At 40.6% G+C, this 19,323-nt stretch carries 17 protein-coding genes and 1 riboswitch; of the genes, 7 read left to right on the forward strand and 10 right to left on the reverse strand.

Going from position 1 to position 19,323, the window contains the following annotated elements; all coding sequences use genetic code 11:
• Positions 1–227 precede the first annotated feature (227 nt).
• Positions 228–1,652, reverse strand: coding sequence for a hypothetical protein (locus AN944_RS01480; RefSeq protein ID WP_055022808.1), 1,425 nt, complete (start codon positions 1,650–1,652; stop codon positions 228–230).
• A gap of 51 nt (positions 1,653–1,703) precedes the next feature.
• Positions 1,704–1,781: riboswitch (cyclic di-GMP riboswitch) on the reverse strand.
• A 351-nt stretch (positions 1,782–2,132) separates the two neighbouring features.
• Between AN944_RS01480 and AN944_RS01485 the strand changes: the two genes are divergently transcribed.
• Together AN944_RS01485 and gltS are read left to right on the forward strand one after the other, a co-directional pair.
• Positions 2,133–2,342, forward strand: a complete 210-nt coding sequence (locus AN944_RS01485) for a molybdopterin-binding protein (RefSeq protein WP_055022809.1) — start codon at positions 2,133–2,135, stop codon at positions 2,340–2,342.
• Positions 2,343–2,863: 521 nt separating this feature from the next.
• On the forward strand, positions 2,864–4,087 hold the full coding sequence (gene gltS / locus AN944_RS01490; protein WP_055022810.1) for a sodium/glutamate symporter: 1,224 nt from the start codon (positions 2,864–2,866) through the stop codon (positions 4,085–4,087).
• Positions 4,088–4,202: 115 nt separating this feature from the next.
• Here the strand turns inward: gltS and AN944_RS01495 are convergent, their stop codons facing one another.
• The gene (locus AN944_RS01495; protein ID WP_055022811.1) at positions 4,203–4,478 is read right to left on the reverse strand and encodes a YecH family metal-binding protein; all 276 of its coding nucleotides are present in this window, start codon (positions 4,476–4,478) and stop codon (positions 4,203–4,205) included.
• Positions 4,479–4,636: 158 nt separating this feature from the next.
• Between AN944_RS01495 and AN944_RS01500 the strand changes: the two genes are divergently transcribed.
• Positions 4,637–4,972, forward strand: coding sequence for a DUF2956 domain-containing protein (locus AN944_RS01500; RefSeq protein ID WP_055022812.1), 336 nt, complete (start codon positions 4,637–4,639; stop codon positions 4,970–4,972).
• A gap of 69 nt (positions 4,973–5,041) precedes the next feature.
• On the opposite strand, the gene AN944_RS01505 is transcribed toward AN944_RS01500, so the two are convergent.
• From AN944_RS01505 to AN944_RS01530, 6 genes are all read right to left on the reverse strand, one after another.
• Positions 5,042–6,274, reverse strand: a complete 1,233-nt coding sequence (locus AN944_RS01505; protein ID WP_082419842.1) for a hybrid-cluster NAD(P)-dependent oxidoreductase — start codon at positions 6,272–6,274, stop codon at positions 5,042–5,044.
• 88 nt (positions 6,275–6,362) lie between these two features.
• Positions 6,363–8,021: a hydroxylamine reductase gene (gene hcp, locus AN944_RS01510; RefSeq protein WP_055022813.1), complete on the reverse strand. Its 1,659-nt coding sequence runs from the start codon at positions 8,019–8,021 to the stop codon at positions 6,363–6,365.
• Positions 8,022–8,307: 286 nt separating this feature from the next.
• A complete protein-coding gene (locus tag AN944_RS01515) occupies positions 8,308–9,936 on the reverse strand; it encodes a VCBS repeat-containing protein (protein WP_082419844.1) in 1,629 nt (542 codons plus the stop codon).
• Positions 9,937–10,124: 188 nt separating this feature from the next.
• Positions 10,125–10,916 (reverse strand): EcsC family protein, encoded by a 792-nt coding sequence (locus AN944_RS01520; protein ID WP_055022814.1) that lies wholly within the window; start codon positions 10,914–10,916, stop codon positions 10,125–10,127.
• A 132-nt stretch (positions 10,917–11,048) separates the two neighbouring features.
• The gene (locus AN944_RS01525; protein WP_055022815.1) at positions 11,049–11,543 is read right to left on the reverse strand and encodes a peptidylprolyl isomerase; all 495 of its coding nucleotides are present in this window, start codon (positions 11,541–11,543) and stop codon (positions 11,049–11,051) included.
• 104 nt (positions 11,544–11,647) lie between these two features.
• The gene (locus AN944_RS01530) at positions 11,648–12,997 is read right to left on the reverse strand and encodes a M20 family metallopeptidase (protein ID WP_055022816.1); all 1,350 of its coding nucleotides are present in this window, start codon (positions 12,995–12,997) and stop codon (positions 11,648–11,650) included.
• A gap of 145 nt (positions 12,998–13,142) precedes the next feature.
• On the opposite strand from AN944_RS01530, the gene AN944_RS01535 reads away from it, so the two are divergent.
• Positions 13,143–13,751, forward strand: coding sequence for a cold shock domain-containing protein (locus AN944_RS01535; RefSeq protein WP_055022817.1), 609 nt, complete (start codon positions 13,143–13,145; stop codon positions 13,749–13,751).
• Positions 13,752–13,780: 29 nt separating this feature from the next.
• The gene (locus tag AN944_RS01540; protein ID WP_055022818.1) at positions 13,781–14,311 is read left to right on the forward strand and encodes a GNAT family N-acetyltransferase; all 531 of its coding nucleotides are present in this window, start codon (positions 13,781–13,783) and stop codon (positions 14,309–14,311) included.
• An 81-nt stretch (positions 14,312–14,392) separates the two neighbouring features.
• Here AN944_RS01540 and AN944_RS01545 read toward each other — a convergent pair whose 3' ends face one another.
• Positions 14,393–15,205 carry a hypothetical protein gene (locus AN944_RS01545; RefSeq protein ID WP_144430113.1) on the reverse strand — a complete coding sequence of 271 codons (813 nt, stop codon included), beginning with the start codon at positions 15,203–15,205 and terminating at the stop codon, positions 14,393–14,395.
• Positions 15,206–15,599: 394 nt separating this feature from the next.
• Here AN944_RS01545 and AN944_RS01550 point away from each other — a divergent pair, with 394 nt between their 5' ends.
• Positions 15,600–17,432, forward strand: a complete 1,833-nt coding sequence (locus tag AN944_RS01550; protein WP_055022819.1) for a mechanosensitive ion channel family protein — start codon at positions 15,600–15,602, stop codon at positions 17,430–17,432.
• 90 nt (positions 17,433–17,522) lie between these two features.
• Here the strand turns inward: AN944_RS01550 and AN944_RS01555 are convergent, their stop codons facing one another.
• A complete protein-coding gene (locus AN944_RS01555) occupies positions 17,523–17,783 on the reverse strand; it encodes a DUF5062 family protein (RefSeq protein WP_055022820.1) in 261 nt (86 codons plus the stop codon).
• Positions 17,784–17,956: 173 nt separating this feature from the next.
• Between AN944_RS01555 and AN944_RS01560 the strand changes: the two genes are divergently transcribed.
• The gene (locus AN944_RS01560; RefSeq protein ID WP_055022821.1) at positions 17,957–19,066 is read left to right on the forward strand and encodes a phosphotransferase; all 1,110 of its coding nucleotides are present in this window, start codon (positions 17,957–17,959) and stop codon (positions 19,064–19,066) included.
• The last annotated feature ends 257 nt before the right edge of the window (positions 19,067–19,323 follow it).

Here is a 19,323-nt window from a genome sequence, read left to right on the forward strand (position 1 = left end):
ATTCACTGCTTCATAAGCGTAATGAGCCATTGATATTGACATCAAGCTCATGCTTACAAATTCTAACCTAGCACACTTTTTATACACACCTCCAATAGTAAGTGATGAAAAATAATTTCAAACAAACAAAAATCCTTCTTTAAAATAGAGTCTTATGGGAAAAATTAACTAATAAAAAGGCTGCCAATTGGCAGCCTTTTAGTTCATTAAATGAAGCAACGTGCGAATTAATCTTCGTTAGAAAGCGTCATCTTATTTAAATCGATGCCATCACTATTCTCTACATATCCCTGTTGTGTTTCTGGGATTTTATGCGTTTTATCTTTAATGGTAATTCTTGATAATCGACATTCAGCATAAACCTCTGGAGCGAAGTTATATTCGAATTTATCGTTAGTTTGTAATTCAAAAGGCTTCTCTGGATCAGCAGAGAAATGTTGATTTGCCAATAAAGACACACCGTTTAAACTATCGTCCATACAACCTAATAATTTAACCGCAATCACTCCTTTTTCAGCATACTCTTCATAAGTACCATTATTACCTGTGTACTCGTTAAGGTGTAAGGTTTTACCTGAAATAGGGCAGCTAGCATTAATACCATTTTCTTTTAAAATCAGGTTAAGCTTTCCTGCTTGACCCAAAGATAAGAAGGTATTTTTAGCAGTACTAAAGATATTTTCTTCAATAGAACGACTTTCGTCATCAATAAGCTTATCGCCTTTCGTCCAATTTAGTGTTGCTTGTGTTAAGTCACAGCCCATTAAATTAGGATCAACGTCTCCCACTAAACAACGCTTTAGATCACGGCTAAATTCAGGATAATAAGCCGCACATTCTAATTCACGATCATTGTCTTCAGTCTTAAATGCTTGCACACCACGGATCAAGACACCGTAACTATCTGGAAAACCACTGTCACGTAAAATCACAGGCGTATAAAAACGATCAGCAGTAAACGTTATCCATGCTTTTTTAAAGCCTTGATCCAGTGACTCACCTTCGACAGCGTCAAGTGATAAGTTATGTTTTTCCGAGCCTACTCGTACAATTAAATCACGATATGCATTTGCTTCATTTCGTGCGCCATGAGCTTCATAATCATAGTCACGCTTTTGATATTTAACAGAAATGGCATACTTTGCACCTGGAACTGTTGGCACATAAGTGCGCATTCTAACGGTTCCAAGTTGAGTTTCACCGCCACAGGCATGCGTATCTAATTCAGCAGCATAACCTTCACCGTCAATACCATATGTTGTGGCATAACCCACTTCCATTTTGGCATCGCATGCTTGGTTACGTATATTCTTAATGGCGTCGCGGCGCTCATCACCTTCTAGGTTTTTAACTTGTGCCCATTGCTCAGGGAACATTTTCTTTAACGTTTTACGGGTCCATTGAACATCAAAGTACATTTTCTCATCTTCAGAGTACAATGCCTTCAGTTCTCTCTTTAACGAATTAGGGTTTTCCTCTTGTAACTCAGAAAAATCTAAATCATCAATGATCCCCCAAGAACCATGATTAAACTGCTCTTCATAGCCGTAGAAGTATTGTCCTGATACCAGTTCAAGTTCATCAGCTTGAGCTACAGAAGCCGTTGAACAAGACAGTGCTAACAGCATCCCTAATTTAGTTGTCAATTTCATTTAAAATCCTAGTGTTATAAGTTGCACAAAATTATCTGTCATCTTTTAACACTCAGTAATGCAGCCCACAGACCCGCCTGTGCTGTCACTTTGCGTCCTCATTTTGCAACGAGTTTGCCATTAGAGTATCTACAGTTTAAAAAAAACATGCGAATTTTAACACCAGCACCAAGCAGTTAACAAGTCAAATTATTGACTATTTACATTATTATAACTCACTGATAATTAATGAATGTTATATAGGCTCACAAGATAATGGCATAACAAACATTGAAAATTACAACTAATGAATGACATACAATAAGCAAGATAAAGTGCAATTTCATAAACTAAACTGCGATATAGCCCCCAAAACCACAAAATACTAACTAAACTTATAACATTAGCCGCATTATCTTATTGCAAACAATTTTTTATAAGATAAATTAATCATATATATCATTGATATATATTCACTTACTACATAGAGATTTCAAAAATATGAAAATCAGCGCACGTAATTCACTTGTTGGAAAAATTCTTTCTATTGAAGAAGGTTCAGTTAATAACGAAATCGTTATCGAATTAGCTGCAGGTGTTGAAATCACTTCTGTTGTCACTAAAAAATCTTGTGAGCAACTAGGTTTAGTGGTTGGTGGCAATGCTTATGCCATTATCAAAGCTAGCAATGTTATGGTTGCAGTAGATTAATTTTCTATTTTAATTTTTGGAGTGCTGCTTTAATTGCGTTCTAAAGCATTATAATAGTGATAAAAATGGAGTAATGATGAAAGTCATTACTCCATTTTTTTAGCATTGAATTTCATCCTAATCCCCTCCTTTGACACCAAAATAAAATCAATGATAGTTACCGCAGCTCAGATTAATGCTCATCAGCAAACTCAATAGTCACTCTCATCAAATCACCTTTTATCAATGACAAGGGTTTAAATTAACGCAAAATCCAGTCCTTAAAAGTTAACAAGTGGCAAGCAAGTCACCTACATCTGTATCTTTGAACTTAACAACTGCATTCGTGAGATTAATTACATGTTAATTTGTGTCTGTTTTAGCGTAATAACCCATCAATTTAGCTTGATAGCATTATCTTTAGCTCCGTCATAATCTATAATCAGCATAACTAATTAATTTAAGTCATATATAAAGGCATACCATGTGGTGATGCGTTAAAGCAGTGTGTTACTTTTTTCATTGCTATCCAAAGGAGTTTCATGAATACAGTCTATTCTATTGGAGAGCTTGAATCGTTTCTTGTAGCGATTTTAGTCCTATTCATTGGCCATTCGGTCAACCGTCATTTACCCGCTTTTAGAAAATATAATATCCCAGAACCCATCGTGGGCGGATTGATCGTTGCCAGCTTTATTACTTTGCTGCACTTCAATAACATCAGTCTTCAATTTACGCTATCGATGCAAAACACCTTGATGCTAATGTTTTTCAGCACCGTTGGTTTAGCGGCAAGTTACAAATTGCTTATGAAGGGCGGTAGTAAAGTCTTTTTGTTTTTAGGCATCGCCTCTTTATATATCATTATCCAAAATGGTGTTGGCGTAACCATGGCTACAGCATTAGGTTTGGAACCTATAATGGGCTTAATTGCTGGCTCTATCACCCTCTCAGGAGGTCATGGTACTGGTGCTGCTTGGGCACAAACCTTCCAAGAGAACTACGGGATGAACACCCTTGAGTTTGCCATGGCTGCAGCGACGTTTGGCTTGGTAATGGGCGGTATTATCGGCGGCCCTGTCGCCCAGCGATTGATTAATAAAAACAAGCTGGTTTCATCCTACGGTGTAGGAGGTAATCATCATGAAGATCACCCAGATTTAGTGACCTACGACCAGCTTGAAGAAGACAGGGTGACCGCTAAACGGATTTTAGAAGTTTTATTTGTCCTGCTGTTATGTGTTGCCGGGGCGAAATGGTTCGGTAAATTTGTTACTGCATACGACATTACTTGGCTGAAAATGCCTGAATTTGTTTATGCACTATTCTTCGGTGTTGTTATCACCAATGCCACTGAGTTAACCCGTGGGTTTAAAATAAACAGTGAGTGTGTTGATATCCTCGGCACCGTGTCATTAGCGCTATTTTTATCAATGGCATTAATGAATTTAAAGCTATGGGAGATTTTTGATTTAGCGATTCCACTGTTAATTATCTTGCTGACCCAAGGCATAATCCTGGCTTTATTTGCCTACTTCGTCACCTTTAGATTAATGGGCAGTAATTACGATGCAGCTGTTATGGCTGGCGGTCACTGCGGCTTTGGTATGGGCGCAACCCCAACTGCGGTTATGAATATGGGTGCATTAGTATCAAGAACAGGCCCTTCACCACAAGCCTTTATGGTCGTGCCAATTGTAGGCGCGTTCTTTATAGATATTGTTAATGCGATTATTTTGCAAGGCTATCTAAGCGTGATTGGCTAAGCCTTCACCTGTAAAAAACGCCACTCAATAGTGGCGTTTTTTTATGGTAAATTTGTCAAGGGAATAAGCTAAAACATCAAGCTAAATTACTCACCATTGCCTAATCAGTCATCAATTAATCGTGAGAATGGCCTTCTTCAGCGTGCTCTTTACCTGCACAATGTCCACATTGATTAATTTCAAAACCAGCATCTGTTTCGGTTAAACGCCCATTGCTGATAAACAAATCAACTAATTGAGCCGCATTCATATCACTGGCTCTACAGGTATGAAACTCTGCATTCTCGCCAAACTCCTGCGCCATAAGAGCAAGCCATTGCTGATGTGGTTGTGGCGTATTCTGTGCCTTCATCAACTTAATAACATTACGACCGTGAATAGAGTCAGACATTTAACGATTCCTTATATTGAAAAATTCATTTTACGATAAAGCGGCGTGCCCACTCGTGCGATAGCTCATGGTTTAACAATAATTAATCTACAATTTAAGTTCCCACTCAAGATTCGGTATAGTGTCTTTAAGAATTCAACACTGTATTTGTAGGCATCATGGCGAAGCAGATTTCTCAAGAAACCCAAAACGAAGCAATGAAAGTGGCCAAAGCCACGCAAAAACCATCGCAAACCAAAGAGCAAACTAAGTTAATTGCTCAAGGTATCGAAAAAGGCATTGCGGAATATAAAAAGCAGCAAAAGGCAAAAGCCCGCGGCCGAGATAAACAACGTAAGCAAGACTTAAAAGCCAAGTCACGCCAAGAAACGAGTGAAATTGAGTTTATCGCTGAAGCACCGACCTCATCGCCTAAGTTCCCTTGGATATTACTGGCAGCGAGCTGGGTGGGATTTTTAATCTATGCCTTATTAAATGGCAACTTAAACATTTAAACTCACTCTCAAAAAATAAAAAGTCAGCATTTGCTGACTTTTTTGTTTTAATTGCGAGTGAATCATTAGCTACATTTTTAATGTCACATCTGAAGTAATTTTAGTTGAGCAAGCTAACACATAACCTGCTGCGATTTCTTCCTCGCTTAAGGTGGCAGTGCTAGTTGATTCGGTTGTTCCCGAGGTCACTTGGCATTTACATGCCCCGCAAACACCACTTCTGCACGCTGCAATAATCGGTAACCCTTCAGATTCAATACCATCAAGTAAGGTGTCATCAGCCGATAAGGAAATCGATTTATCAGCAATGCTCAACATAAACCCACTGTCACTATTGGCATGACTTACCTTAACTGCAGGTTTTGCTGGACCACCGAAACTTTCTTGATGAAAGTTGAGCATATTAAAGCCGCTGGCTTCAACCAGTGACTTTACCGCCACCATATAAGGCTCAGGCCCACAGACAAAAATAGTCCGCTCCATAAAGTCTGGTACCAGCTGAGCAAGCTTTGCCATATCGAAGCGGCCTGACATTCTGCAGTCATTAGCAGTGTGATTAACCCCATCCACAAGCTCAGGTGCCGACTCTAAAAGGTAATTCAGATTAAACTTCGAGCTTCTATGCGCCATCGTATTTAACGTATCAGCGAAAATAATGTCTTGTTCGCTTCTTGCACTATGCACAAAGCCAATATCACTACCGACTTTGGTATCGAGTAACCAACGAGACATTGAGTACATAGGTGTTATGCCGCTGCCAGCACTTAAAAATAGATATTTATCTGCCTTCACATCGACAAGGTTAAAGACTCCATCAGGCCCCAATGCAGAGATAACATCACCTTCATTAATATTATCAGCGGCAAAGTTTGATACTTTGCCATCTGGAATACGCTTAATGGTGACCACTATAGAATAGGGACGTGAAGGTGACGATGACATGGTGTAACTGCGATAAACCATCTCGCCATCAATTTCGAGTTTTAAGGTAATAAATTGACCCGGTTTGTAATTAAATTTAACCGGCGTTAAGCCTTGAAAGCGAAAACTAACGACATCATGAGTTTCATTCCACTTTTCTACACAGCGAAGCTTTATATCGCCACGTTGCCAATTATCTGCAGCTAAAAATTCAGCATCAGAATTAAGCGATGCAGCCGATTTATTAGCAGTGCTTGCTAGTGCATTCGACATTGAAAAACCCGATACCGTTTTGGTTTTTTCAGCTGAGTCTTTGATCTCGTCTTTTGTTGATTGCACCGCAGATAGTGCTGCAGAAAATGAAAATCCTGATGAGCTCATAGGGCACCTTTCACTAGGTCAATGATAAATAACTAGAGATGTAAATCGGTGATACAAGCTGATAGCCTATATCACCGTATACAGCTGATTAAGCGGCCTTAATCATTGCTTTAAGATCTGATTCAACATCAGTGGTATTACGTAAACCAAACTGATCTTCTAACACTTTAGCTAAGTTTTCAGTTAAGAAAGCTGGCGGCGTCGGACCGGTACGGATGTTTTTAACACCAAGCGATAATAGGGTTAATAACACCACAATCGCTTTTTGCTCAAACCAAGATAGAACAAGGCTTAATGGTAGCTCGTTGATGTCACATTCAAAGATATCTTTAAGCGCTAATGCTAACTGAATAGCAGAGTAAGCATCGTTACACTGACCCACATCTAATAAGCGAGGAATCCCATTAATGTCGCCAAACTCAAGTTTATTGAATTTGTACTTACCGCAACCAAGTGTCAGGATAATGGTGTCGTCAGGCACTGATTTAGCTAAGTCAGTAAAGTAGCTACGTTCAGATTTATCACCGTCACAACCACCGATTAAGAAGAAATGCTTAATTGAGCCGTTTTTCACATTCTCAACCACTGTAGGTGCAGCTTCCATTAGGGCATTACGAGCAAAACCAATGGTGATCTTGTGAGGGATTTCATCATAAGTGAATCCTTCAAGCTCTAATGCTTTATCAATCACTTCGCTAAAATCTTCACCTTCAACGTGAGTCACACCAGGCCAACCAACGATACTACGAGTGAAAATACGATCTGAATACTCACCCACGTTCGGGTCGATAATACAGTTAGATGTCATCACAACAGCGCCAGGGAAAGTGCCGAATTCACGTTGCTGGTTTTGCCATGCACTACCGTAGTTGCCTACAAGGTGCGGATACTTTTTAAATTCTGGATAAGCTAAAGCCGGTAGCATTTCGCCGTGAGTAAACACGTTAATGCCCTTGCCTTCAGTTTGTTGCAAGATAAGCTCAAGATCTTTCATGTCATGACCAGACACTAAAATCGCTTTACCTTTAACTGACTTGGTATTCACTTCAGTCGGCTCAGGGTGACCAAATGCACTGGTTTCACCTGTATCAAGCATCGCCATCACGCGGTAGTTTAGTTGGCCAATTTGCATTGCTGTGCCAAATAATTTGTCGCCATCAACAGAATCCTCACCAAGGAAAGACATGATTTGATGGAACTCACCAGCAACATCAGCATCTGTTTGTTCTAATACGCGCGCATGCTCCATATAAGCAGCTGCGCCTTTAAGGCCGTATAAACACAATAAGCGAAGGCCAAGAATATCTTCGTGGACGTCACCACGGTTTGGCAGTGCTAATGGCGCTTGATCTAACATTTCAGGTTTTGAAGCAGCAAGGTTTAGTGAACCTTGTGCAATAACAGCTTCAGGCTCTACGCCTTTGTCGGCGCACGCTTGCTCGTAAGCTGATTTTAATTCGTTACGGTAATCTTGCGCCTGATAGGCGTAATCCATTAAACGTTCATCATCAAAGTTCACGTTAGTTAACGTGGCAAAGAATGCTTTAGGTACAAAGGTATCAATTTCAGTATTGATAATATTAAATTCACGCGCTTTTACAGCATATGCCGATACGCCCTGCAACATATAGATAAGCAGATCTTGTAGATCTGACGTCGATGCTAGCTTGCCGCACATGCCTTGCGAATAACTACAACCATTCCCTGCTGGGGTTCTCACTGTTTGCTCACATTGAATACAGAACATTGCCTTTCTCCTGATGATTACCTAATCATGCATTTAATTTACATGTTTAAGATTAGTTTACGCTCATCATCGAAAAGCAAAACCGATTTTTACGATCTTTATCTGTTTATTTGAGGTTGATCACTTTCAGCAAAACCTAATATAACGCCAGCTTCAGGCAAAGAGTAGGCTTATCATTAGCTTAAACAGGCACCACTAAATCGATAAATATTTGAACAACGACCAATAAAAATAGCCAGCAGTAGTGCTGGCTATTTAGTTTATAAACTAGAATGAAAAATCGGCATTAATTGGCAATTAACACACTAAAGCGGCGCTGTAGGTTTTCAGGATCTTGTCTGCCAAATTTAAGCAATAAATCATCTTTACCGTCTGCATTAATATCTACCGCTGATAACATGGCCCCTTCAACAGGGATCGTTACAGACCATTCTTCGGCGCGCTTTTTAAAAGGCTCTCTACCCGCTTGACCATAGTAAATATCGAGTTCTTCATTATCATCTGACAATAATAATTCTTTAAAACCGTCACCATTAATATCCGCTAAAGCAACCACTGGCTCACCACTTTGGCCCGAGGTTAAACTAAAACTCAGCTCAACTTCTTTACTGACATTGGCTTTGTCTGCAAACATACTGGCATCATTCATTTTAAAAACGTGTACATCTTGATCGATACTGCCAGACAATAACGCACTGACAATCTGCGACAAACCAATATCAAAACCTGCGACAATCACTTCATCGACTTCATCATTATCAAGATCTTCAAAACGTAAGCCTGTTAGCGTACCATCCGCTTTAATGGTGGTGTTTGCTTCTCGAGGGAAGGTTAACTTGCCATTATTGTTAATGCCTAAGTAAATTTCATAATCATTAACTCTATCGAGTACGCCTGAGCTTTTAGTGTATCTCACCACCAGATCGCTGATGCCATCGCCATTCACATCACCGATGCGCTCAACTTTGCGGTAGAGCAAATCACTTTGATCTAAATTCTCACCATAGGCATCACGTTTATTCCACCAATCAACACCACTGATCGGCTGGCTGACTGAGATAAACTCTGCGATTTCAGAAAACTGCCCATCTTCTTGTTGGTAATAGACTTCAAGTGAGCCTTCACCAACTTTAATGATGTCATCGCGCTGATCAAAGTTCATATCACTGTGATACAGCTTGGCATGACTATATTCTGCCCCATTATTTTTAAGCTCAACCACAGGAAGAAGGGGTAAAGATTGTTGGATAAATCCACCGTCAGCTTGGCCTAATAGCACAGCCGTTTCTCTAAAGTCACTGATAAGAATATCGGCAATATCATCATTGTTAATATCAATCACGAAATTGCCGCGAGAAATATAATCAGCTTGCGTCGTCACAGAAATAGACTGAATATCTGCCACTTTTTTAAGCGAACCTTGGGTGGGCATAGCATCAACGGAGTCTAATGACTCATTAGGTTCAGTCGTTGATACTAACAACGTGTTTTGCGCTGGTGAATATTGCAGTAAGGCATTATCGGTAACGAAAAAGAGCTGTTGAGTAAGTACTTCAGCTTGATTAGAACCTGAGACTTTAGCTGGTTCTAGCTCATTAATATCAAAGCTATATATATCTTTTGAGAGCTTTAATTTATCAAGCTGCACTAATGCCTCATTCTCAAAACCATAAATAGCTAACCAGCGTTCGTGATTATCATCAACGCCTACAGCAATTAATTCATTGCCTTGATGCTCAAGAATGTTGGCACTCACTATGCCTTGAGTTAGCTCAAAATCAGCATCAATATGATGAGCGGTAAATTGAGGAGTAAACGAGGTTTCAGCAGCGATAGATTGACAGTGAGCAGCTAACAATAGACCTGTGCAACTTACCAGTAGCGTATTCAAACTGGTTCGATTAAATAAATTCATCCTGAAATCGTATCCTTTGATTTTGTAATAACGTCAACATTAATGATTGCTTATGTTATTAAGATAACGAGTCTTGATGAAAGTTCACACAGATTAATTGTTACGATTAATTATGGACTTAAGAAAGGAGTGAGTTCCAAGCTGTTGGTCATTACAGAAGTTAATGCTGAAGTGCTATTTAACGTGTTTTAATCTTCGATCAGTAAACTGTCATAAGCTAATTTCACTTGCTCCTCACCATACGATCGCTCAAGGCGGCGCACAATAAAATGGCCTCTTGCCATGTCTTGGAAATGATCAATAAACAAAGTATTAATGATTGCTCCACCAGCTGCGCCAATTGCAGGTACTGCCTGCGCTGCCATTTTTTGAGTGACTTGTACCCCAAATCGTTCTGCAATCACTGCCACTAATTTCACCATGGCAGGGCCAGCCTCTTTACTAATTCCTTTTGTGGCAACGTACTCAGCAGCTTCAGCCAGTGAATTTGCAATAACGGTTCGCACCGCAAAGTAGCCTTTTTCAGCTTGATCATCGTCGTTAGACTCACCACCCAGTGCAAAAACCTCAAGACAAGCTAATTGAGTTTGCACATCGGTGAGCTGTTCGCCTTCACTGCGAGCAACATCCGCAATGGATCGCAGCATAATAGTCGTTGAAATAGGCAACTCCAGTGCCAATGCTGATAAGCCAAAAAAGCCGCCAACACCGCCACTCACTGCCACACCTAATTTGTGCCAGCGATCAGATGATTGCTCGCCCGGTACATCTTTCATGGTAAATAACGCTGCACTTGATGCTTTCATCAACGCCGCTTGCGTCACCTTGCCAATCCCTTCACTCACGGTTTTCGGCAGCATAGCAAAACCTTTCTCGATTGGCGTGCCAATAAAATCGGTCATCTTAGCCGCAAGTCCCGGGTTATCGAGTAACTGTTTTGCTTGAGCAAGCTGCAGCTTATCTTGTGGTGTAAGGCTCAAATGAGCTTCCTTTTATATTTGTTCGTTCGGCGCTAGCACAATGACATTGAAATAAAAAATGTATCGAAGGCGTATGCTTTCGATACATGCTTTCAGAAAAGCTAAGGCAATGCTCACTCAGTCAAACAAGCCTTACTCTTCAATCGTGACTTTTTCAATGATAATAGGCGTTTTAGGAACATCATCGTGCCCTGCAATAGTGGCTGTCTTAGCCTTTTCAATTTCTTTTACCACTTCAATACCAGCAATCACTTTGCCAAACACTGCATAACCCCAACCATTATTGGTCGTAGCGGTATGATCTAAAAAGGTATTGTCAGCAACATTAATAAAAAACTGCCCAGTAGCTGAATGCGGCGCATCGGTTCTCGCCATTGCAATGGTGCCTAATACATTGCTTAAACCACGATTAGCTTCGTTTACAATCGGATCGCGAGTCGGTTTTTCTTTCATTTTGGCAGTAAATCCGCCACCTTGGATCATAAAGCCTTTAATCACGCGATGAAAAATCGTGTGCTCATAAAAGCCATCTTTACAATACTGTAAGAAGTTCTTTGAACTGACTGGCGCTTTTTCCATATCAAGCTCAATGCAAATATCACCCAAGTTAGTCGTAAACGTAATCATTATTGCTCATACCTAAGTTAAATAAGGGATGACGTCACCCCTATGATAACGGCTATTATAGCGTGACATCATCAGCGTGAGTTATCTACTCGCTGTTTTAAATGCTATTTACCATTGAATAAATCCATTGCGGTGCGGGTCATCGCTCGCACGCCAGTTTTAATCGTAAGTGGATAATCTGGCGCAAATTGGCTCGAATGCAATGAAGGTAATGGCTCACCAGAATCTAGACTGGCCTGATACTTTTGGGGCTCTACACCCCCCAACCAAAATAGGGTAATCGGCACATTTTGCTCAGTGCGGCCGTACAACCCAAAATCTTCGCCAGCCATGACTGGCGGGGCGATAACCACATTGTCCTTACCAATTTCAGTTTCAATACTGGCTTGTACTTTTGCAGCTAATTGCGGCTCATTATAGGTTGATGGAATCGTTTCATCGTCATGCACATACACTTCAGGCGCCAGCTCTTCAGGTAAGCCTGCACTTAACGCAATCCCTTTGGTAATGCGTTTAATTGCCGCTATTTGCTGCTCCCTTACTTCAGGATTGTACGAGCGCAGTGTTAACTGCAGTTTAACTTCATTAGAGATAATATTGTGCTTAGAACCACCATGAATTGAGCCAACAGTAACCACATTGGGCTCAAGGGGGGATACTTCACGACTTGGGATAGTTTGCAGTGCTAATACTGTTCTTGCTGCGATCACCACGGGATCGATCGTAAGATGAGGATACGCCCCATGGCCGCCTTTACCTTTAATAGTAATATCCACAGAATCAACATTGGCAAGCGCATAACCGCTTACTACGCCTACTTTACCTGCGGGAATGCCTGCACTCACATGTAAACCAATCACACTATCTGGAGTGGGAAATTTGCTAAACAGGCCTTGTTTTAGCATAGCTTTGGCTCCACCACCGACTTCTTCTGCGGGCTGAGCTACCATCATTAACGTGCCTTTCCATTCTGATTTATGTTTCATCAGTTGTTCTGCTGCACCAATAAAGCTGGTCATATGGATGTCATGACCGCAACCATGCATGATCCCAACGGTATTATTATGTTCATCAACCGTAGTGACTTTTGAAGCATAAGATTTACCTGTTTGCTCAACAATTGGTAGCCCATCAATATCTGCACGGATCATAACCGTTGGCCCCGAACCATTTTTATAAATGCCTACCACACCGTAGCCACCAAAGTTATCAGTCACGTCAAAACCAAGTTCTGATAGCTCTTTAGCCATTCTGGCACTGGTGTTTTTTTCTTGATAAGACAACTCTGGAAATTGATGCAAAAGTGTATAGAGCGCTTCAAGTTTGGGCATAGACTTCATCACTGAAGCATCAAAGTTTTCAGCATAAAGTGAGGTGCTGCTTAATGCTGTGGCTAAAGCCAGTGTGACTGACAATGATACGGGTATAGCAGCAAAGCGTGCTGGTAATTTCATGTTATCTTCCTTGTGAACAGCTAGATGTCTAAGCCGCAGATAAAAACAATTTATTATGCTCTGTTAATAACCTAGCATAGGCTTAATGAATTTTATAATGTGTATAAAACAATAAACCTTTCAAAGGGAAATAATACGAGTGATGATGGAAACAGGTCGATTAGTTCGCTGGAATGGCAGTAAAGGCTTCGGGTTTATCGAGCCTGATAAGGGTGGCAAAGACGTGTTTATCCATATCTCAACCCTTAAACATATGGCTAGAAAGCCCATAGTTGGCGATCAGATTGAATATGTTGTAGAGCAGCAAGCTGACGGAAAAGTTAAAGCAGGCAAAGCACTCATCGTAGGTGTGGCTATCAATCCTACTCATAAATCTCGCCATAACTCTGGCAAAAATCATCAAGCAAAGCAGCGTCCACCAATAAAAATGAAAAAAGCCACCACGGCTTCGGGTACGATGAGTCGCATTGTCATTATCTTAATTGTCATCGCCATTGGCAGATTTGCTATTCAAGCCTACTACGATGTAACGAATGCTCCCGGTCAATCGAGTCTAGTTCAGCCTGTCACGATAGATCACAGTCCGACTCAATCGACAAAATCTTCACCGCAGTTTAGCTGCGAGGCGGGTAAAACTCACTGCAGCCACATGCGATCATGTGAAGAAGCGATTTTCTATATTAATCATTGTCCTGATACTCAAATGGATGGTGACTTTGACGGTGTGCCATGTGAACGTCAATTCTGTAATTAAATGGCATAGCAAAATTTATAAGGATCATAATGACAATAATTACTGAAACAGACCGCCTAATCATTCGTGAATTTAATCTTGGCGATGCAAAGGCTGTGCTTGAGTTTAATTCAGAAGAAGTCACCCGCTACACTGGCGATGCAGGCTTATGTAACACGCTAAAAGATGCTGAAAATATTATCCAAGAGATATGGTTAGCGGAATATAAAAAGTTCGGCTTTGCCCGTTGGGCTGTAGTCCATAAAGCCACAAATCAAGTCATTGGTTTTTGTGGTTTTAAAAATGACTCGCGAATAAATGCTATCGATATCGGCTACCGTTTACATCAAGATTTTTGGGGAAAGGGCTATGCCACTGAGGCAAATCAAGCCTGTATTGAGTTTGCAAAGCAGCACATGGATTTAGATATCGTCTACGGCGAAGTGGTGGATGTGAATCTTGGGTCAGTCAACATCATTAAAAAGTTAGGTATGACGTTTATCAGACAATATGAAGAAGAAGGCTTTACTTTACTGAGATACGCAATCTCGTTAAAAGGTAATCCACTACCAGCAAATTAATGGGATGAAGGCACAAAAAAGGCGCCAACGACTTCTATTAGGGCGCCCTTTATACATTCAACTCTTAATCGTCAGCTAAGGCTAAAAGTAAGCTGCCCAACCGATTAGAAAGCCTTGCGATGCCGTATCATAAGCAAAGTTATCTTCATTATCGTAATCAACCCAAGTGGATTTATAAGCCAAATTCAAATCAGACCATGAGTTAATTTGATACCGTGCGCCAGATTGAATAGCGGTAGTAAAATCAGTATCACTGCCCATCCCTGCATCAGCACTGATGTAAAATAACCAATCTTGATTTATCGGTTTTATCCAGCGCACACCAACCACAAAGTCAATCCAATCATCTTCAAAGTTAATGTCACTGAATATGGTATTATTGTCTTTACGATACAGTTGCATATCGATGTCGTTATCCCACCAGCGTAAGCCAACCATATAATCTAACGTGCTATCACCATAGTCATAACGCTTAAACCCTTTAGCCTCTAGTACCCCTTGGCGAATATCAATATCCCCCTTTAATACCAAGTTATTAGTATTATCCAAGACGTTATTCGTTTCGCCATTGAGCTTCATGAAACTATAATCAATGTAATATCCCCATTGGTTATCATAGATACTCTCAAAGCGAACCATGGCGGTCATTTCCAAGGTATCCAATATAAACTTAGGGTCGACATTTACCTCTAGGTTTTGATCAAGAAGAGTCGTATCGCCGCGGATATTCAACGCCATTCCATACAGCTCAATACTATTGTTCCACTGGCCCGTTTCACCTTTTGCTATAACAAGATTAGGCATAACAAGCGAGGCAATGATTATCCCTCCCCCTACTACACGCCTATAAGCTGATTTAGCATGCTTTAAGCAATCTCTTCCCTGTTTAATCATACAACCTCCTTGTTGAGCCATAGGTGTCATCGAGCCACATAAGTAAGCTTTTAATAAGCCGAACACATCTTTATTAAATTTTTCACTAAAAACAGTGTAGGACACTCATCAAACTTAACCAGCCATATTAATGATTTATAATCAATGTCATCTTAATATACTTCAAAAATAAGCAATTAAACCTTGCTATAAACCAAACAAACTCACCAAGAAACATACGGTTTTTGCCTCACGTCACGTAAAAAGTCGAAACAATTTTAGTAACAGACAAAATTATCACCGCAAATGTAAACCATTTAAACTAACTTTGTGAAACTTATGATAAATCACCCTAGCAGTCTGCCGCTAAAACGCATATATTTGATACAGTAACTGGGCTTTTAGGGACATATTCATGGGACGACACCATTGGCGTAAAATTTTCTCAATCTTATTTGTGCTCAGTATTCAATGTAGTGTCTTTTCTGTTACTGCTGCAGATGATATCAACCTAAAAAAAGTCGCTGAAGCTGAAAAACGCAGCGAAGCCATCACCGAAGCCCAAGGTGGCTTAATCATGGCTCGAGATGGCGAAACACCATTGACCGCCTTAATCGCCATAGGTCAAGCCATAGAAGAAAATGACTGGCAAGCCGCTGCCGAGTTTGTTGATTTACGATACTTGCCAAAAGGTATTAACCCAGAAGATGGCCCCGAATTACTCCGTAAACTGGTCATTTTATGGAACAAACAAAACATCATCGACTTGTCACAAATTAGCGACCAACCAACTGGCCACTTAAATGACAAACTCCCAAGTTACCGAGATTTGCTTGGCGTATTAGAAACGAATACCGGCCCCGTTCCCGTTTATATGCAGCATGTGCCCGACGGTAAAGGCGGTAAGATTTGGAAAATATCTAATGCTACTGTCGCCAAAATACCTGAACTATGGGATGAATACGGATATAGCCCCCAAATAGAAGCACTTGCTAACTTCCTACCTGAATTCTCTGCTTTTCATATGGAAAACTGGCAATTACTTATTCTCAGTTTAAGCATTCTTTTTGGTTGGATTGGTACGGGGTTAATCAGTCTTGCGGCTATCAGTATCGCAAAGCACTTTGAACCTAAAATCGCAGGATTAAGCCGCTTTTGTGGGCGTAGTTTGCGTTGGTTCCTGTATTTATCTTTATTGCAATATGCCGCGCTCGCACTCGGATTATCCGTCAGAGCAAGAGTATGGTTTGATAACAGTACCTTGCTGTATCTGGCCAACACCATATTAATTCTTGGCTTGGTTGAGCTTTACTCTGCCTATAAATCAAAACAACTACATGACCAAGATAAAAGCTACAGTGTAGCCCTACTCCGCCCTATGGTAGCCATTTTAAAAATCGTCATTGTGGTCGTTATCGCATTAATGTGGTTTGAAAGTTCAGGCTACAACATGGCGACGATTTTGACAGGTTTAGGTGTCGGTAGTTTAGCCATCGCCTTAGCCGCGCAAAAACCATTAGAAAATGTGTTTGGCGCGCTGACGTTATACGCTGCAAGACCAATTAAACCTGGGGACTTTTGTCGCTTTGGTGCGACCTTAGGAGTGGTTGAAGAGATTGGTTTGCGTTCGACTCGAATTCGAAAGCTCGATCGCACCGTAGTGCATATTCCTAACTCGGTTTTTTCTTCTCAAGAATTAGAGAACTTCTCGGTAATCGATCGCCGCCGCTATAAGCATGATTTACGTATTAGCCTTGATACCACTAAAGAACAGCTGCAAATGCTATTGATGGAGCTACGTAAACTACTGTTATCACATCCAAGAGTGTTAGAGGTTGCCCAGCGAGCACGCTTTCTTGCTATCGAACGTGATGCCTTTGTCGTGAATGTCAATGCCTACATTGATACTGGGGATATCAATGAATACTTTGGTATTGCCGAAGACTTAAATTTTCATTTGCTGAATATTATGAAAGAGCTCGATATTCACATTGCGCCAATAGGTCAAAACGTGGTGTTAAATAATGCCGTACCTGCTGATTTAGAAGTGCAGCAACGGGCAGAACAAACGATTCGCCAACTTATTGATGAAGAAGCACTACCATTCCCTAATTACAGCGAAGACACCCGTGATAAATTTAAAGACAGTGTGGCATATCCCCCTATTGGCAGTGTGACAAAACCAAAAGATGTGCTCAAATCTCCAGAAGAATTAGAAGTAGAAAACGAAATCGAAGCTAAATCTTAATGTTACGGCCTTGCTAAACCACAAAAGCCAAGCAGTCGCTTGGCTTTTTGATTTTTTCAAATATTGATGCAATGCAGTGTCGCCTCAATATTAATTCAGTAACGGGTGCTCTGGCGGTAGTTGCTTACTTATCCATAACACCAGTTTGTGTTTTCTGTTTGGCCCATCATCCTTATCTTCAGCTAACGCTTGTATCAGGCCATCTTGCACCAATAAGCGATAGATGCACTCCACTTTATCCTTTGGTGAAATCCCCACTCCAAAATCTTTAAAACCTCTTTTTTTGGCATATCCTTCACCAATTTCCATGGCAAGTTTTAGCAACTTTGTATCATTTTTTCCTGGTTTCATTCTGAGCTCCAACAGGGTTCAATGTTTTCAAATTACGCTAATTGATTTAAAACTCAATGGCTTTTCCATCAGACTTGAGAACTATTTCACTTATTAGTGAGTTGGCCATACAATTTGCCCAGTGCTGCACCTTATCGACATGTTAAAAAATGAAATTGAGATAACTGATACCAATGAATACTGATGCCTTTGAAGTTAATCCACAACTGCTTGATCAAATTAAACGGCAAACTCGTGCCACTGACATTACTCAAGTAGAACTAATCCAATCACTTTGGAGTGGTTACGGAGAATTATTCAGAGCTCACTTATCAGGTTCAACCTATGACAGCGTCATTGTTAAACACATCAAGCTACCTTTGATGGACCCACAAGATAGCACCGCAGCACAGTCGCACCCGAAAGGTTGGAATACAGCCCTTTCTCATCAGCGCAAAATAAAATCATATCAAGTAGAGTTTAATTGGTATCAAGATTACGCCAATCAATGTAGCCAAGATAATCGGGTGCCTAAATGTTTATATCTAGAACAAGATGGTGATGACTGCTTATTGATACTTGAGGACTTAGCCACTGTTGGTTTTGGTAAAGTGCTCACCCGTGCTGATGATATTGCTATTAAAGCTTGCCTTAAATGGCTAGGACAGTTTCATGGCCAATTCTTATACCAAAACCGTGATACGAGCGAATCACCGCACTACTCAGACAACAAACACAAATTAGTCACAGATAAAGTGCTCACAGATAAAGTAAGTAAGCAATTACACGCAAAACTTTGGCAACAAGGTACTTATTGGCACCTTGATACCCGCCCAGACGAACTAGCAGCTCTCAAAGATTCAAGCCTAAAATCCGCTGCACAACAAATAGATACAGCGCTCAGCAATACTCCATTTCAAACTTTAGTCCATGGTGATGCCAAGCTAGCTAACTTTTGCTTTACCGAAAACCACCAACAAGCAGCTGCGGTAGATTTTCAATATGTTGGCCAAGGCTGCGGTATGAAAGATGTGGCATTATTGCTGAGCAGCGTGATGACTTTTTCAGAAGATGAATCGCAAATTACACAATGGCTTAATTATTACTTTAGCGAGTTAGTCATTAGCACCAAGCATCACCAACCCCACATTTGTACAGATAAATTAGAGCAAACATGGCGGCCATTATATTCAATCGCTTGGGCCGACTTTCAGCGGTTTGTAAAAGGCTGGAGCCCCAACCACTTTAAGATTAACCCATACACCGAAGCGTTAACCGCTAAGGCACTGGCTCGGCTTAAGTGATAACAGTGGCTGTAAGAAAATAATAAAAAGATACGCTTAAGTATTTCTGCAACAGCAAGGGAATACTCTTTGCTTTAGCAACTATATCGCTGACAACAAGCCTCCAGTTAAAGGTCACCCTCGCTCTCTTTTCTAATTCCTTAATTAGTTTGTTTTTTACTCCCTTTTACACTTTAAGTGGTTACAATCTAACCATAAGTTGGTATAAGTAAATACTAATGAAACGCAATCGCGATAAGCTGTTACCGAATGCATGA

Origin of the sequence: Shewanella sp. P1-14-1, assembly GCF_001401775.1 — a bacterium.
Taxonomy (GTDB): Bacteria; Pseudomonadota; Gammaproteobacteria; order Enterobacterales; family Shewanellaceae; genus Shewanella; species Shewanella japonica.

Coding starts and splice junctions, on each gene's coding strand:
- AN944_RS01550 (WP_055022819.1), top strand. CDS start 15,600: ATGGGACGACACCATTGGCGTAAAATTTTCTCAATCTTATTTGTGCTC.
- AN944_RS01540 (WP_055022818.1), top strand. CDS start 13,781: ATGACAATAATTACTGAAACAGACCGCCTAATCATTCGTGAATTTAAT.
- AN944_RS01545 (WP_144430113.1), bottom strand. CDS start 15,205: ATGATTAAACAGGGAAGAGATTGCTTAAAGCATGCTAAATCAGCTTAT.
- AN944_RS01480 (WP_055022808.1), bottom strand. CDS start 1,652: ATGAAATTGACAACTAAATTAGGGATGCTGTTAGCACTGTCTTGTTCA.
- AN944_RS01505 (WP_082419842.1), bottom strand. CDS start 6,274: ATGAGCTCATCAGGATTTTCATTTTCTGCAGCACTATCTGCGGTGCAA.
- AN944_RS01555 (WP_055022820.1), bottom strand. CDS start 17,783: ATGAAACCAGGAAAAAATGATACAAAGTTGCTAAAACTTGCCATGGAA.
- AN944_RS01515 (WP_082419844.1), bottom strand. CDS start 9,936: ATGAATTTATTTAATCGAACCAGTTTGAATACGCTACTGGTAAGTTGC.
- AN944_RS01495 (WP_055022811.1), bottom strand. CDS start 4,478: ATGTCTGACTCTATTCACGGTCGTAATGTTATTAAGTTGATGAAGGCA.
- AN944_RS01535 (WP_055022817.1), top strand. CDS start 13,143: ATGGAAACAGGTCGATTAGTTCGCTGGAATGGCAGTAAAGGCTTCGGG.
- hcp (WP_055022813.1), bottom strand. CDS start 8,021: ATGTTCTGTATTCAATGTGAGCAAACAGTGAGAACCCCAGCAGGGAAT.
- AN944_RS01530 (WP_055022816.1), bottom strand. CDS start 12,997: ATGAAATTACCAGCACGCTTTGCTGCTATACCCGTATCATTGTCAGTC.
- AN944_RS01485 (WP_055022809.1), top strand. CDS start 2,133: ATGAAAATCAGCGCACGTAATTCACTTGTTGGAAAAATTCTTTCTATT.
- AN944_RS01560 (WP_055022821.1), top strand. CDS start 17,957: ATGAATACTGATGCCTTTGAAGTTAATCCACAACTGCTTGATCAAATT.
- AN944_RS01525 (WP_055022815.1), bottom strand. CDS start 11,543: ATGATTACGTTTACGACTAACTTGGGTGATATTTGCATTGAGCTTGAT.
- AN944_RS01500 (WP_055022812.1), top strand. CDS start 4,637: ATGGCGAAGCAGATTTCTCAAGAAACCCAAAACGAAGCAATGAAAGTG.
- gltS (WP_055022810.1), top strand. CDS start 2,864: ATGAATACAGTCTATTCTATTGGAGAGCTTGAATCGTTTCTTGTAGCG.